15 protein-coding genes are annotated in these 15,891 nt (G+C 52.2%); 11 read left to right on the forward strand and 4 right to left on the reverse strand.

Going from position 1 to position 15,891, the window contains the following annotated elements; all coding sequences use genetic code 11:
* Positions 1–12 precede the first annotated feature (12 nt).
* The 11 genes from N879_RS02665 (at position 13) to N879_RS02715 (ending at position 12,677) form a co-directional block, all read left to right on the forward strand.
* Positions 13–1,131, forward strand: coding sequence for a TrbG/VirB9 family P-type conjugative transfer protein (locus N879_RS02665; protein ID WP_021446622.1), 1,119 nt, complete (start codon positions 13–15; stop codon positions 1,129–1,131).
* Positions 1,128–2,240: a type IV secretion system protein VirB10 gene (virB10, locus tag N879_RS02670; RefSeq protein ID WP_031232088.1), complete on the forward strand. Its 1,113-nt coding sequence runs from the start codon at positions 1,128–1,130 to the stop codon at positions 2,238–2,240. Before N879_RS02665 ends, virB10 begins: the two co-directional genes overlap by 4 nt.
* Positions 2,209–3,231 carry a P-type DNA transfer ATPase VirB11 gene (gene virB11, locus N879_RS02675; protein ID WP_031232089.1) on the forward strand — a complete coding sequence of 341 codons (1,023 nt, stop codon included), beginning with the start codon at positions 2,209–2,211 and terminating at the stop codon, positions 3,229–3,231. Before virB10 ends, virB11 begins: the two co-directional genes overlap by 32 nt.
* Positions 3,232–3,246: 15 nt before the next feature.
* Positions 3,247–3,513 (forward strand): hypothetical protein, encoded by a 267-nt coding sequence (locus N879_RS02680; protein ID WP_009454284.1) that lies wholly within the window; start codon positions 3,247–3,249, stop codon positions 3,511–3,513.
* A gap of 135 nt (positions 3,514–3,648) precedes the next feature.
* Positions 3,649–4,587 (forward strand): TrfA, encoded by a 939-nt coding sequence (locus N879_RS02685; RefSeq protein ID WP_031232090.1) that lies wholly within the window; start codon positions 3,649–3,651, stop codon positions 4,585–4,587.
* A 650-nt stretch (positions 4,588–5,237) separates the two neighbouring features.
* The gene (locus N879_RS02690) at positions 5,238–5,684 is read left to right on the forward strand and encodes a hypothetical protein (RefSeq protein ID WP_009454288.1); all 447 of its coding nucleotides are present in this window, start codon (positions 5,238–5,240) and stop codon (positions 5,682–5,684) included.
* A gap of 42 nt (positions 5,685–5,726) precedes the next feature.
* Complete coding sequence (gene stbB / locus N879_RS02695) at positions 5,727–6,470, forward strand: StbB family protein (protein ID WP_009454290.1); 744 nt, start codon at positions 5,727–5,729, stop codon at positions 6,468–6,470.
* Complete coding sequence (locus N879_RS02700) at positions 6,463–6,897, forward strand: hypothetical protein (RefSeq protein ID WP_009454292.1); 435 nt, start codon at positions 6,463–6,465, stop codon at positions 6,895–6,897. The genes stbB and N879_RS02700 overlap by 8 nt, the downstream gene beginning before the upstream one ends.
* 62 nt (positions 6,898–6,959) lie before the next feature.
* A complete protein-coding gene (locus N879_RS02705) occupies positions 6,960–8,549 on the forward strand; it encodes a helicase HerA-like domain-containing protein (protein ID WP_041202843.1) in 1,590 nt (529 codons plus the stop codon).
* Between the two features lie 37 nt (positions 8,550–8,586).
* The gene (mobF, locus tag N879_RS02710) at positions 8,587–11,511 is read left to right on the forward strand and encodes a MobF family relaxase (RefSeq protein WP_021446625.1); all 2,925 of its coding nucleotides are present in this window, start codon (positions 8,587–8,589) and stop codon (positions 11,509–11,511) included.
* Between the two features lie 560 nt (positions 11,512–12,071).
* Positions 12,072–12,677: a hypothetical protein gene (locus N879_RS02715; RefSeq protein WP_009454295.1), complete on the forward strand. Its 606-nt coding sequence runs from the start codon at positions 12,072–12,074 to the stop codon at positions 12,675–12,677.
* Between the two features lie 190 nt (positions 12,678–12,867).
* On the opposite strand, the gene N879_RS02720 is transcribed toward N879_RS02715, so the two are convergent.
* From N879_RS02720 to N879_RS02735, 4 genes are all read right to left on the reverse strand, one after another.
* Positions 12,868–13,572 carry a hypothetical protein gene (locus N879_RS02720; RefSeq protein WP_021446626.1) on the reverse strand — a complete coding sequence of 235 codons (705 nt, stop codon included), beginning with the start codon at positions 13,570–13,572 and terminating at the stop codon, positions 12,868–12,870.
* A 294-nt stretch (positions 13,573–13,866) separates the two neighbouring features.
* Positions 13,867–14,160: a HigA family addiction module antitoxin gene (locus N879_RS02725; RefSeq protein ID WP_021446627.1), complete on the reverse strand. Its 294-nt coding sequence runs from the start codon at positions 14,158–14,160 to the stop codon at positions 13,867–13,869.
* Positions 14,161–14,175: 15 nt separating this feature from the next.
* Positions 14,176–14,454: a type II toxin-antitoxin system RelE/ParE family toxin gene (locus N879_RS02730; RefSeq protein WP_021446628.1), complete on the reverse strand. Its 279-nt coding sequence runs from the start codon at positions 14,452–14,454 to the stop codon at positions 14,176–14,178.
* Between the two features lie 322 nt (positions 14,455–14,776).
* Positions 14,777–15,883 carry a caspase family protein gene (locus N879_RS02735; protein WP_009454305.1) on the reverse strand — a complete coding sequence of 369 codons (1,107 nt, stop codon included), beginning with the start codon at positions 15,881–15,883 and terminating at the stop codon, positions 14,777–14,779.
* Positions 15,884–15,891 lie beyond the last annotated feature (8 nt).

Raw genomic sequence — 15,891 nt, forward strand, 5'->3', positions numbered from 1 at the left:
GAAGGAGTACCCATGAACCGATTTGCCAAAACGGCATTTGCGGTGGCACTGGCGTGCTTGGTCGCTACGCCTGCACTCGCCCTAGATCTGCCCAAACAAGCGGGCACTGATCACCGGATACGCTACGCCAACTACGATCCCCACAATGTCACCCAACTCGACTCTGTGATCGGTGTTGGAACAATGATTCAGTTAGAAGAAGGCGAGAACTATCTATTTCATGTATTCGGTGACAGTGAAGCCTATGAATTTACCGAATACACAAATCATCTGTTTCTCAAGCCAGTGGTTGATCAAGCTGATACCAACTTAATCGTAGTCACTGACCGACGGAACTATACCTTCCGGATCGAGTACCACAACGAGCGGGAAACAAAACAAGCTCTCTATAAATTGATCATGCGCTATCCCGACAGCGAAGCTATAGAAGCACGTCAACAGCAGCATGAACAAACGGTTCAAGCCGCATTTTCCCAAGTAGGTCTTCCAGTGAACTGGCAGGCATATTCCAAGAGTGGAGACCTGGATCTGGCCCCAATACACGCTTGGGATGACGGCCATCAAACCTGGATGCAGTTTGCACCAACCGCCGAAATCCCAGCCATTTATCGAGTCACAGATGATGGCCAGGAAGTGCTCACGAATTACCACATGGCTGATCACAGAACGATGGTGCTACATCGCACTAGCGCACGTTGGCATGTTCGGCTCGGAGGCAGTGTAGTAGCAATACATAACGCCGCATTTAGACAGACACCCACAAAGCCACATACAGGCACAGCTTCTCCCTCCATCGAGCGTGTCGTCCATGGCGTTAAACCGCTTTCCCTGCCCTCCTCTGCGGGTCCTGCCTCCACCGCCACAGCCTATCCGGCTCAACCGGCTTACGACCCACAGGCTTTTGAACTAGGCCTCGAACGCATAGAGCAAAAGGACGGCAGAACGCTCATGACCTTTAGTTCAAGCCGCCTCCCAATCGTCCAACCAATCAATGAGCAAGGGCAAGCTTACTCGGCGACCACCACAATCCGACCTGGGAACATCTTGCTTATCGATAGCAATGCAGATGCCTGGCAAGCACAGAGCAGTGGTTTGACTCACATTTTCAAAACAGAGGAGTATTTGAAATGAGCCTCAGCCAAAACAACTCGAATGATGTTGATGATCGAGGGCCAAGCGACACCGGAAGTACCCGTCGCCCCTTACCTCCGGGTGCCCGTGGTTTTCTATGGCTCTGCCTAGTGATCGGTCTGTGCATCATTGCTATCGTCATATGGAAAATGACTGGCTCACGTACTGAAGTCCCTGCTGAGAATACAGACTCCACCGCCAGTGGTATCAGCAATCTGCTTCGATTACCTGAACTAAAGGCGCAGTCAACTCCTGCACCTGCATCTAAGCCAGACACCTCTGCAAGTGAGACATCATCCAAAGAGCAAACTGATACTTTCACGTTGCCCATGATTCCAAGCCTGATCAATGGTGTTGATGCTCGACGGCTACGCAGTCCGTTACGTGCTCAAAGCAATGAACAGGGGCAGCAGCACACACAACAGAACGTCGGGACCTCGACAACTGTTCAAGATGATGCCGGCCCATTAGCGAGTCAGTTGCGACCGTTAGAACTTGCTCCCTCTGTGGCGGGACAACTAGGAAATCGTAATTTCTTGATTACCCAAGGAACAATGATCGATTGCGTCATGCAAACTCGATTAGTTACCGCGCAGGCAGGAATGCTGACCTGCAACGCCACCCAAAACGTCATGAGTGCGAACGGGAAAGTCGTCCTGATTGACGCTGGAACCAAGTTTGTTGGTTACCAAAGCGGTGGCATCGAGCAGGGGCAACCACGTGCATTTGTGACATGGCATCGCCTTGAAACACCCAGTGGCGTCATTCTTAACCTCGGTTCTCCTGGGACAGGCCCATTGGGTGAGGCTGGCGTTGACGGTGCCATTGATCACCACTTTTGGGATCGCTTGGGCAATGCCATCTTGCTCAGTCTCCTCGGCGACTTAGGCAACTGGGCCTCGAATCAAGGGAACAAAGGAGACGGCAATATCAGGTTTGATAACACCCGAGAGGGTGGCCAAGAGGTCGTTGCCAAGATTTTGGAGCACTCACTGGATATTCCCCCCACCTTATATAAGAACCAGGGCGAACGAGTCGGAATCATGGTCGCCCGCGACTTGGACTTCAGTAAAGTTTATGACCTCAAACCCACCCATTACCGTCAATAGTGTGGACCGAGGGATTGCGGTTCGGGCAGCCTTACGGCCACTCGAACCGTATCTTAACGACCCCACTATTTCAGAACTTGCGATCGTGCGCCCCTACTCCGTATTTGTGCGTCAGCACGGAGCCTGGCATGAACACGAGTGCATGCCCTTGACGTTATCTAGCTTAGAGGGTCTATCGCTCTCGCTGTCTGTGTATAACGGCTTGGCACCAGCACCCATCATGTCGGTCATACTGCCTGACGGAGAACGGGGACAAATCGTACAAGCTCCGGGGTGCCTGGATAACACCATTGCAATCAATATCCGCAAGCACACCCAGCTAGTCAAAACACTGGATGAACTGGAAGCAGAAGGCGCATTCAACGAAGTTTGCGACAGCCTGGACCTACTAGACGAAAGCGGTCTAACACCGACTGATCACCTCCTGTTTCAACTGAAAAACGAAGGTCAGATTGCACGTTTTCTGCATGAGGCAGTTCAGGCTCGCCGCAACATCATCGTTGCTGGCAAGACCGGCTCTGGGAAAACAACGTTTGCCCGCTCCTTGATAGAACGTGTACCACTAGAGGAGCGCATCATCACAATTGAGGATGTCCATGAACTAATCCTCCCCAACCACAGAAACTTAGTGCACATGCTCTATGGCGGTAGCCACGGCCGTGTAACAGCGACCGATTGTGTTGCGGCATGTATGCGCCTGTCACCTGACAGGATATTCCTTGCGGAATTACGTGGCGGTGAAGCCTGGGAGTATTTAGTTGCTCTCAATACGGGGCACCCTGGATCTATTTCAACGACGCACGCAAATAGCTCACTGGACACCTACGACCGCCTAGCCTCACTGATCAAGCAATCGCCAACCGGCGGCCAGCTAGATCTGGCGACCATACAGGCCTTCCTGCGAAATACCGTCGATATCGTCCTGTTTTTTGATCGTTTCAAACTACGTGAGATTTTCTATCAACCACGCCGTCGAGACCTGGCCACCTGATTGGAGGAAATCGATATGAATGAACCTTATGAAGGCATTGGCTTCGCGGCCTATTCCTACAAGCTAATGACCGATATTTACAGTGAAGGCCGTGCCCATCAACAGAACCTTGTAGAGATTGCAGCCAAAATTGACGCCAGCTACCCCTGGGATACCCGATACGGATGGCGCTACAAAGAGTGGCTACGCGCCCGTAGGGAATTCTTTAAAGAGCATGGCTTGCCAGGTCTGCAACCTCGACGCAGCCTAAAACTGGGGAACGAACTGCCGGTATACAGCTAACCGTCTGAACTCAGCCCCTCTGCAACGATTGACCGTTTCACATGCACCATGTGCATGAAGCGGTCTTTTTATTGAACAGCACAGGGGCGCTAATCCAAGCAAAAGCGTCTCTGTGCTGACGCTATTTGGATTGCCATGTCTTCGAACACTCATCACTCCACACACCGTTTAAACGATGCACTTAGCCGTTTGGCCAAAACCGCCAGCCACCGAACAGCGACACAGAAGGAAGCGGAAGAACAAGAAGCCCTACTCCTAGGAAAACCCGTATTCAAACGTATGTATCTACCGGGTATTGGAGAACACACACGCGCCATGCCCAACTGCATCGCACGCAGCAGCATCTTTGCACCCATAGCCCGTGGCAACCGTACCCTACACGACGACTCCACACTTCTGCAAAACGACAGGATACTAATCAAAGGCTCTGGCAAACAGCTTGGAGAGGATCACGCCGATATCTGGATGCACGCCATCTATCTTCAAATGACCTGCCCATCAGGCCAGCAACCTGTAATAAACCGGGCTGACTTTTTGCGTGCCCTTGGTCGACCGATTGGGGGCAGCCAGTACGACTGGCTACATAGCGGAATGAAGGACCTGGCACGCTTTACGCTATCTATCGAAGCTAGCCGCAGCAACGGCGCTCTCAAATACAGCTTTGGCCACCACCCTGCCAGTCGTGTCTTGGCGATGCTGGGGGGCTTCGATTATGACGACACGCTAAATGAGTACAGACTGTATGTAGATCCCCGTTGGGCGACTATTTTTGGTAACCGTGAGTTCACATTAATTGATTGGAAAACACGTTTGTGCATGCGTCACGAACTCTCGAAAAGTCTTCAACGGCTGATAGGAACGTCAAAGGACGCGGAGCAGCGTTACAGCCTACAAATCCTCAAAGAACGCGCCCAGTACACAGGCCGGATGCGTGATTTCAAAGCCAGCTTGCAACGAGCCATTAATGAACTCGCTGAACTCGGATTAATCATCTCTCCGCGCATCGAAATGAGTAGGCGTGGAGTGGAACAAGCCACTTGGCATCGAGCCAGTGACGAAGCTCTAGTAGCCTAAAAAGCTCAGCACGCAATCGCGGTTTTATCGGCATAGCATCGCGCTTCCAGACCGTAACACTGCCCAAAACCACCTGTGGATAACCTGCTTTTGCTAACGGCATAGCATCGCTCAATTTCGGCATAGCATCGCGGATCATCGGCGTAGCGTCGCGCTTTATCGGCATAGCGTCGCACCGCAAATCCGGAAATCCTTTAGTCATGCGGCTTTCAGAGCCTCTGTTACACCTCTACCTTCTTTCTACCTATCTTCTACCTATAGGGCTGTGAATAACTCAAACAATCCGGCTGTCGAGTCTTGGGTCTCTGAGACGCTCGAAAAAACACATGACGAGTCCTTGATTTTCTTGTTGCTTATTCAATCGCATATCAAGTCAGTCCCCCACGCTTTGCGCGTGAGGGAAAGGTAGACCCCCAAAGAACATTGGTCCCCACCCTGACGGGCGGGGATGGATGTACCCCTTGGCCGCGGAACCCCTGCCGGGTTCCCTGTCCAGTCCGCCCAAGGTCGGACTGCGGCCTCGACCCTTCCCCGTGGGCCTTGCCCCACGCCCGTCACCGGGCGCGGCTCCCCCTGCGCGGCACTGCCGCGCTTCTGTCTTCAACGTGGAAAGTGGCATTTGCTTTCCAGCACAACTAGGAATCCAACCCATGCAAGTTGACAAATTCGTCGAGCAATTTCGTCAAGCATTGGCCGATGCTGACCCGCGCTCCACCAAAACAGCACGCATACGCCTGCTGTTCCCGCTCATCGAACAGCGGCTTGCCAACGGTTCGTCATATGCCGCGGTCGTGGAGGATCTGAACAAAGCGGGTATCTCCGTTTCGCAGACAATTTTTTCCACCGTCCTTTGGCGAATACGACGTGAAAAACAATCCGCCTCAGAACAGGTAATTCCTTCCTCTTTAAAACCACGACCTCTCGTTGCAGCGGGAGCTCCAGTTCGAACGCCACCACCAAACTCACTCGCCGTTCAAGGTCGCCCCAGTTCCATCGAATCACCCGCCGATCTGCGCCAGATCCATGACATGGACATTGACCTGGATGCTCTGCGAGAAGAAGGCCGCGCTATGCGAGCCAAGTCGAAATCCTCTTAACCCCACCTTTGATTCACCCTCACAACCTGAAGGAAAACTTTCATGAAAATCGCCGTTTTGAACTACACCGGCTCGGTCGGTAAAACCGTTGTGGCATCGCACCTGCTGGCCCCGCGCTTGAATCAAGCCCAGATTTTCGCAATCGAATCGACCAATGAAACAGCGGAAGATCTGGGGCTGGATGTGGACCAGCTTCGCGGGATGCAGTTTGGCAAACTATTCCGCGGTTTGCTCACGTTGGACGATGCGATCGTGGACGTCGGGGCATCGAACATCGAGGAATTTTTGGCGCACATGTCGCGCTACGACTTGTCCCATGAAGAAATCGATCAATTCGTGTTGCCGGTCGTCCCGACAGGCAAAGCACAACGAGAAACCATCAAGACCGTTGCCGCCTTGAGCGGCCTAGGCGTGCCAGCACATCGAATTCGTGTGCTGTTCAACCGCGTAGAAAGCGATGTGGATGAAGAGTTTCTGGCGCTGCTCACCTACGCCAAGAAAACCGGCGAATTTATCGCCAACCCCCAAGCTGTCATTTTCGAAAACGAAGTGTTCGAGCTGCTGGCCGATAAACGCATCACCATCGCATCGATACTAGCCGACCAGACTGACTACCGTCAGCTTCTGCGCGAGGCAGACCCCAAAGACCGCAAACGCATCTCACACCTGTCGGACATGCACACGTTGAAAGCACTGGCCCGACCTGTAGATCGTCAGCTTGACCGTGCTTTCCAGGCCCTATTTGGGGATGTGCTGCCTGCCACCAACGGAGCTTCGCATGAGTGAGGAAAAAACAGCGCGGAACAAGCTGGATCTCTTGTTCCAGGAAACGCTGGGTGATGTAGCCGGACTGATTGAGCGCACAGAACGCATCAACGACAAACAGCGCGAAATCGCTACCGCGCTGGTAGCCGGTATCGAGGCTTTCTCCGCTTCCAATAAGCAGTTGCAAGACTTGCCCGAAGATCTGGCCAACACCCTGGGAGCCGTGCTCAATCGCGCCAGTATCGATCTGACCGATCAAGTGGTGCATAACGTGCAAGGCAGCCTTTCACCTATTCGCGCTGAGTTGAAGCTGATCAGTGCGGACACAGCCCGATACGCAAAATTTGCACATATCTCGGCACGCAAGATGGCCATCCTGGCGTTGGTAATTGGGGCAAGTGCAGGGGTAGGCGCCACCACCCTCTTTTTGCACTTTTTTGCTTCATAGACGCGGCTGCATGCCTTTGCCTTGGGACTCAGCCCCTGGGCATATCTTTTCAAGGATTCTTTATGTCACCGATTACGAGACGACGTTTGTCTGTCCTGATGATTGTCGCATTCCCACTTCTGGCATGGATAACGGCCGCATGCCTGGCCAGCGGGGTGGCTGTCAACCGTTGGGATGCACGAACCACTTGGCATCTACTGATAGCAACCGCCCAGTACCCGGTCCTCTATATTCCCCCTGCCATTGGGTTCGCCTTGTCGCTGGTTGCCGTTCTTGCGTTAAGCAGAATGTTTAAACGCACAGCCGGTTTTGAAGGCGACCGATTCACACGACATATCCGGGGAACAAAAGTCGTCCCTATCGCCAAGCTCCGTTCGCAATGTACAGACCGAATACACCGACAGGTAGATGTGGCCTCTGTACCGATGCCTGTCAAAGTTGAAAACCTTCATTCCCTAATCGGTGGAGCAACTGGAAGTGGTAAATCCGTGGTGCTTCGCAGAATGGCCAAGTCCGTACAAAAACGTCGGGATCGAATGTTTGTGATTGACCCCGATGGCGATTTGCTCAGCAAGTTTTGGAAGCCGGGCGACATTATCCTCAATCCATATGATGCTCGTACACCAGGATGGGCTTTCTTCAATGAAATCCGGGCGGAGTACGACTGGAAACGCCTATCCCACTCAATGGTGCCGATGAGCCAGGACAAAAGTGCCGAAGAATGGAACGATTACGGACGTTTGTTGCTGCGCGAGACTGCTAAAAAACTCTATACCGTCACGCCTGACAAGGCACACATCAATGAGCTATTTCGGCTATGTACGATTGAGGACCCTGCCAAGCTCAAGGACTACCTGGAAGGCACATTGGCTGAATCGCTGTTTGTGGGTTCATCTGAGGCCAGTAAAGCGCTTTCGAGTGCTCGCTTTGTCCTGTCGAACAAGCTGTCCGAGCACACCAGCATGAAATCCGGCTCATTCTCGATTCGTGACTGGATTGACGATCCCAACGGTGGGAACTTGTTCATCAACTGGCGTGAAGACATGGTGACCGCAATGAAGCCATTGGTCTCATCTTGGGCCGATGTGTTTATTACGGCTGTCCTGTCATTGCCCGAAGATGCCAAACGGCGCTGGTGGTTGTTCATCGACGAGTTGGCCAGTCTAGACGCCCTGCCCTCATTGGAGGATGGGCTGACCAAGGGCCGTAAAAAAGGCCTGCGTATCGTTGCTGGCCTGCAAAGCACGTCCCAACTGGACTACATCTACGGCGAGAAGAAGGCTCAAACGATTCGCGCCAGTTTCCGTAACTTGCTGGTTCTGGGTGGATCTCGCACTGACCATGAAACTGCTGAGGATCTGAGCAAGAGCTTGGGCGAGCATGAGGTAGAGCGCCATAAATACAGCATCTCTCGCTCCGTCGGTGATCGCAATACCAATGATCAAAATACGCCGGTCACAGAACGGGTGGTAACCGCTGCGCAGATTCAAGCCTTCGATGATTTAACGGGCTATGTTGCCTTTGCCGGTAAGTACCCGATCTCACGGTTCAAGTTGCAGTTTCAACCCTTTACTCAAGTGATCGAGCCGTTCATTGAGTCGAACCAGCTCAAACGCATTCCCCGCTCAACACAAAGCACGGCTGAAGCGTAGCGACAGCCTGCTCTAGTCTTGCCAGTAGGAACACAACATGATTACTAAAGAGGTTTTACACCGCTCTGGGGCAGCCAAGCATTCGCACTACTATGGTGACCAGGCCGATGACTACTACAGCCGTGATGGCCAGGCCGCCCTTTGGCAAGGCAAAGGAGCCCAGATGCTTGGCGCATCGGGCGCGGTCGATACCCAGCGCTTTCATGCCATGTTGCGCGGCGAGTTCGGCCGTGGCGTGAATGCTGGCAACAGTATCCGTCACGACTCCCAAGCCCGCTCTGGCTTGGATCTGACGATCTCAGCACCCAAAAGCGTCTCGCTGCAAGCCTTGATCGGTGGCGATGAGCGCATCATCACTGCCCATGACCGAGCAGTTGAAGGTGCATTGGCCCACGCAGAGCAGCATTTTGCACAGTCACGCCAAACCATCCGTGGTAAATCACAGGTGGAAAACACCGGCAATCTGATCATCAGTAAATTTAGACACGAAACGGCCAGAGCCACAGACAACTCCCCGCCGGACCCGCAGCTCCACACCCACGCCGTCATCATGAATCTGACCCAGCGCCAGGACGGTAGTTGGGCAGCGCTGAACAACGATTTACTAGTTCAATCCCGTCCGCTCCTGGACTCGATTTACATGGCTGAATTAGCCAAAGAGTTAACCGCCATCGGCTACGATCTGCGCTTTGAAAAGAACCATGTTGAGCTGGCGCATATCACGCGTGACCAGATCGAGCACTTTAGTAAACGCAGTGCGCAAATTAACCAGCGTTTGGCCGATGTGGGCATGGACGGTCCCACCGCCTCTCATGCGCAACGCCAAATGGCTGTGCTAGCCACTCGTCAGCCTAAAACACAGGAGTTCACCCGCGATCAGCTACAAGCTGACTGGACGGCGCAGTCAAAGGACATTGGGATCGACTTCCAAAGTAATCTGCACGCCTCAAAAGAACGCGCCAAGGATCTGGCTAGCCTTAATCGCCACTCGCCTGAACCCGAGGCCCATCAGCGCATTGCCGATACCGCGATGATCTGGGCCATCAAGCACCTGGCTGAACGTGAAACAGTCATGAGCCAATCCGCATTGCTCAGTCATGCGCTGCGCCATGGGGAAGGAGCCGTCAGCGCAGAGCAACTACGACAGTCTCTAAGTCGCCTGGTTGCACGAAACGAGTTGGTGGCCAGGGCCTTCCATTACCGTAGTGGCTCTAACCATGAAGCTAAACCGCGCACCCGTCAGGCTTGGGCGCAAGAGCTAGTCCAACTGCGCGGCATCTCCATAAACAAGGCCCTACAGCAAGTCGATCAGGCCATTGATGTCGGTCGGCTAACACCCACCGAACCACTCTTTGCGACCCAGACGGCATTGCGCAGTGAACGCGATGTCGTATCAATGATGCACGCGGGACGCGACATGGTAGCGCCGGTGCTAGCGCGTAATCAATTACAGGCGGAGTTAACCGACACTCCCCTCACTCCTGGCCAGCGCAGAGCCATCGAACTGATGCTATCAGGCCAAGACCAAGTAGTGGGCGTACAAGGATTGGCCGGAACAGGAAAATCATTTGCACTACAGGAAACCAAAGCATTGTTAGAGGCGCGTGGATATCGCATGATCGCCCTAGCCCCTTACGGTTCACAGGTCGCAAATCTACGACAGGACGGCATTGAAGCGAACACGGTCGCCTCTATGACAACAGCCACCGAGACCGAGCGCCTGGATAACAAGCTGGGGGAAAAAACGGTGGTCGTTATTGACGAAGCTGGAGTCATTCCGGTGCGCGAAATGCAAAAGTTGCTACACCGCTTGCAGCCCAGCGGTGCTCGCATCGTATTGCTCGGAGACACTGGCCAGACCAAAGCAGTCGAGGCCGGGCGGGCATTTGCACTGCTACAAGAACAAGGCATGAAAACCGCCCTCATGGGGGATATTCAACGTCAGAAAAGCAATGTACTTAAACAAGCGGTTGAACTGGCTGCCGTTGGCAAAGCCTGCGCATCGCTCAAAGTTCTGGAAAATCATATCGTCCAGATCGACGATCGCATCACAAAACGGGATGACGGCACCCAAATCCGCGACAGCAGTCCACGTTATGAAGCGATCGCACGCGAGTACGTCAACTTGTCCGATACCGCCCAAGCCAATACGCTCATTGTCACTGGGACCAATCACTCTCGACAGGCATTGAATCAACGCGTACATGAGCTCAGAGGTCTGAGCGGAAAAGGTCGGCAATACCGCCTGCTCACGCGACACGACACTACCCGCGCCGAACGCCGCTGCGCCAAGTACTACACGGTCGGCGATATTGTCCAGCCCGAGCGCGATTACAAGAATAGGATGAAACGCGGCCAACTGTATGAGGTGATCGAATGCAATCGCTCCACCGATAGGCTGATCGTTTTACCCCTGCGCCTCGATTCTGGCCAGGAAGCTCAGCCCATTGAAGTGATCCCGAAAACGATGAGCACCTTATCGGTCTATCACCAGCACACCGCCGAAGTGTCCGTGGGTGACATGGTTCGGGTCACTCGCAACAATGCCGAGCTCGACCTGGCCAATGGGGAGCGTTATGAAGTACTCGGTATTGCGCAGGACTCGGTGACCATTGCGGCCAATGGCCGAGCCGTCACCTTGTCCGCAGATCAACCTTTGCACCTGGATCATGCTTATGCAACGACGGCCCACAGCGCCCAGGGCTTGACCTGCGATCGCGTGCTCTACAACGCGGAAAGTTTTTCACGCACCACGGCCCAGGACACCTACTACGTGAGTATTTCGCGTGAACGCCATCAGGTTACCGTCTTCACGGATAACGCCACGTTGCTCCCCAAGGCAGTCAATAGAAAGGCATACAAGGGGCTGGCTCATGACTTGCTGCCTACTCCTGGCAAGGCTAAGCCGTATGACTTAGCTCACACTAAACACGCGAAACAGCATGCCGAACTGGAAATTTGAGTGTTTAACGACGGATTGTTCATTATTTGTTTAAAAAATGTTTGTTGATTGTTCAAGAGTTGATTAATAGACGTTTGTTAAATGTTTGCGAATAGTTTCATTCTTGTTTATGAAGTGTTTAGAAATCGTTGGTTCGTAGGTAGAGCAACCTTGTCTACGCACTAAAACACCACATCCGTACCCCATAAAAATGGCGAATTTATTGGCTTTACGAAGCTTTTGTTGCTCTATTTGTTCCACGCTTGCTAAAGCCGACAACCTTCTGAAAGCCAGTATTCATGCGGCTTTCGGCACCCCAGCAGGGGTGCGTCCTGTGTGAGACCTTAAGGGCTACAAAGAGCGCCAGCTCATTGTGGGACTTTTGGTCTCTTGCCTGGTCCTCAGACCAGGCAGCGTCACCATGATGGGGCCCCGGCAACGCCGGGGAAACTCACTATCCCACAAACTCCGATTTAGCTGCTGCTGCTAAACAGTGCGGCCAGATAGTCACGCCTTCATCTCTACGACGGGGGCTTCACCAAGCAGTGCATAGAACTGCACGCAATAGGAGATTCACGACGATGGAAAAAAAACTCAACAATGAAAATGACAGTACCAAACGCAAATCAATAGATGATCACGAGCGACGGCGACAAGCCGAAAAGTCACGGGCGGTTGAACAGCAAAGGCGAACCAATACCATGGACGGACCCCGATTAGTTCGTGATGTGATGATCAAATTGGGACTCCAGCGGCAACCGGCTGAGCGTGAGCACATCAATATGAAAATTTATGAGGCCACTATGTCATTAGAAAAATTGACATCAACCGACCACGCAAGAGAGGATCAGCGAAATTTTCAGTCTCCAATACCTGAGCATCAATTTGTGCATGAAGAGTCGGAGGGATTTCAAGCCTATGACCGTGGTTATGCAGCAGGCTCGAAGGCTCAGGAATTGACTGGTGCAGAGCTGAAAAATCCAGACGTACTCGAAGGCTATATAAAAGGGCTGGAAGATCATCGAACAGAACTGCACATCGGCAGAGACATCGAGAATGCCCAAGTGCCACAGACGGATTTCGAAAGGGTCAATCAGCTATTGACACCTGCTTATTCGAGCAGGATTAACAACATGGAAAAACAAAATTTTGAAGTGAAGTCACAGGGGCCAGAATTAGATCGCTAAGCTCATTCAGGCTATCAGAATAAACAACGGCCACCTATGGGGTGGCCGTTGTTGTTTAGCTGCTGAGCTGTATAGGTTTCAATTTAACCCGACAGCATGTGTCAGATCATGAATGTCGCAGTTCGACCCCTTGCAGTCATTTGATAACGCCTGAGTTAAGCCGCGCCGGCTTGAATAAATTGTTATGCCGTTAGCCCTGCAAATTAGAAAGGTTAATGACAAGAACCTTGCCCTTGATTCCTAGCTCCGTTAGATGGTTCTGCATCACCCCTACAGGGAGCGGCTGGCCTGTGCGGCACTCGCAAATAGAACGAACCACCTCACCTATACCTTGCTTCTGGGCTGCCAGTAAAGTCGTTAACTCGGTGTCAGCCCATGGCGCTGTCTGAGTTCTTGCAGACGAAATGGCGAAAGCGTCGGCGTGCCAAACACATGATGAACCGTACTCTGGGAAGTACGGATTAGGGCCATAAGGCTCTTCCGAGTAGAACATCTCCCAGATTGCTGATCCAGAGAGGGCGTTTTGTCGATCTAGCTGACTATCAAAGTGAGATTTTCCGGTGCTTTTTTGCAGCGAATCCCAGCAGTTCGTGTGAGTGCTTAAGCGTGGCCACTTTGCTTCAAAAAGGCCCACTTTGAAGATATCTCTATTGCGGAAAATTATACAGGCGTCCGTTCCGGTACTGCGTTCAACTTTAGGTGTAAGAACTTGCGTGTGCGCCACCAAATCTGGAATAGCCCTGCTATTGATCTCGCGACGGAGCGCGCCGGTAAAATTCGATGTGTAGTCGTTTTCAGTGACTACAAATCCATTGATTAAGTCTGCACGAACCAGGCGATCTGCCCACTCTGCACATCCTACGACTTCATCAATAATACTAGAAGGAGCGAGCATGAAGCCTCCTTGCGGCATAACTAGATTTATACGACAACAAAAAAATGTTCGTTGTTCTTATAAAAATGAATCTATCTGCAATTTTGAGAGTAAGCAATCACAAGCAAACTTCTTAGGCAAACCAAAAATTTTTGGGATAAAAGCTTGTTGAGAGTAGTGCTACGCCGATGATTGAATGACTGCTGATGGCTGAACTCAGCCCTTCACTGTAACCTCAAGTCGGGACCAAATCTGACAGGTACCGCTAGATTAAGTCTGATTTACTACAGCTCAGCTCTTCTCAAATATTTTCCCCTATGCCTGCGCTTTAGCAGGAAACAGAGCCCGAATTACAGGTTGCGGATGCTTCATGGCTTGAGCCAAATCATAATTGGATTGCATCGTCAGCCAAGCACGGGCGGTACTGACACCTGCCCGTTCAAGCCGAATAGCAAGGTCGGGACTAACAGCCGCTTTGCCGTTCAGGACTCGGGAAAATGCTACACGAGACATGCCAAGGCGTTGAGCGGTTTCTGTTACAGACAGCCCCAGTTCTACGACTACATCTTCTCGCAAAATCTCGCCTGGGTGTGGGGGGTTCTTCATCATATTAGGTACTCCTAATCAGTGGTAGTCCAGGTAATCGACCAACTCAACATCGGTGCCAACAAAGCGAAAAATTACTCGCCAGTTGCCGTTTACCGTAATAGACCAATAGCCCTTTAATTCTCCTTTCAGCGGATGTAAGCGAAAGGATGGGACGTTCAAGTCTTCGGGGCTTTCTGCTGCATCCAACGCACCCAAAATGCGCCTCAGTTTTGGGGCATGTGCAGCTTGAACACCCTTGGTTGTGTCGTTATCGTAGAGGGCTTCAAGGCCCTTATGCCGGAATCCCTTAATCATGGATAGATTGTATCGCGTATCGTTGCGCGTTTCAATCCAACGTGTATTGTTCCTTTCATGAAGTTCTTGCTTTGCAAAGGGTGGGAGCCCTACTAATCTGTGCCCCTATCGCTCTCAAAAACCTATGGTTCAAAACGGTTATACCCACAAAAAATGTTGATAGCTGACATAACAATAGACAGGAAAATAAATTGACCCACACAAATTGTTGGCATAGTCATCTAACAAGCCGATTTTCTGTGCCTATACCTCGCGTGCAGATGGCTTGTGGGTAAGCATTGAAGGGTTAGCCTCCGCGAAACTCAAGATGATTCAGTCGCCTTCAAGGCGCATGCAGCATCGCCAACTGCGGATGGTTCGAAAAATCTTCCTGGGCTATCTTAAGCAAACTGCTAAAGTTGATACTCTGGCCTCCGCCTCCCTGTTTCAGCGTACGAAGTGCTGCATGCCAAGCAGCCTGACCTGAAGGATGGAACTGGAGACGAAATAGATCACCGCCGGCGCGACTCCACACCTCCTGATCTCTCGGTCCGAATGGGTAGAGCTCGACCAGGATCCCCTCTAACACCGACCAATGATCCTCCTTTTGCGTCGTGGGGAGGGGCGCCTGGGAATTACACAGAGACTTCCTCCCGCCTTGGCTCAGAGCAACTGCAAAGTTAACCTCAAGATTGTCAGCTTTAAAAACCGGATGCTGCTCCTTTTTTGGGATCAACTTAGGCACCTCTTCGGAGATGAAGCTAAACAGGTCAAAAACCCTGATAAAGCCACTCTCACTTTTATCAGCAGCTCCACGCAAGCCGGCCAATAATGCCGTTGTAAACACGCTATTTCGCGCACCACCAAGTGCAAATGACACCTCATCAGCACGACACGATGCCATCATAGCGCGCCCACTTCCGGCTGCCAGCTTAGCGAAAATGTTTTGGGTATATCCAGACTTGAGCTCGTGGCCTTTTTCATCAGTCAAACTCTTCGGGAGTGCAGCTCCCCCAGCATGACAAGCGTCAATAAAGACCAGCAGCCGCTTTGACTTAATCTGCGCAAGGGCCGCCGCTAGCTCATCCGAGCTAATGGATGTATTTTCAATGTCAGCGAGGTCGCTATCCACTGTCACCAGCACGCTGTCCTCATTACCAGGACTGCCCACGATGCCACCATGACCAGAGAAGAACACGCAAGCCGTGTCATCATTGTCTGCTCGAGTAGCCAGCTCTTCTAGCCCCTTCAACACAGCCTCCCTAGTTGCGTTTTCATCCAAGAGGGTGACGACGTTGGCTGGCGCATAGGCACAGTACTCCGGAGATGAGAGCGTCGCGGCAATGTCGTTGACGTCGTTCAGTATCGCAACGGGCAGGCTGGAGATTTTCTGATAATTTGCAACTCCGATAAGGAGCGCGTGGCCTTGAGGGTAGCCAGTGGTGTTCATATTTCGAC

The organism is Alcaligenes sp. EGD-AK7 (assembly GCF_000465875.3).
Classification (GTDB): Bacteria; Pseudomonadota; Gammaproteobacteria; order Burkholderiales; family Burkholderiaceae_B; genus Alcaligenes; species Alcaligenes phenolicus.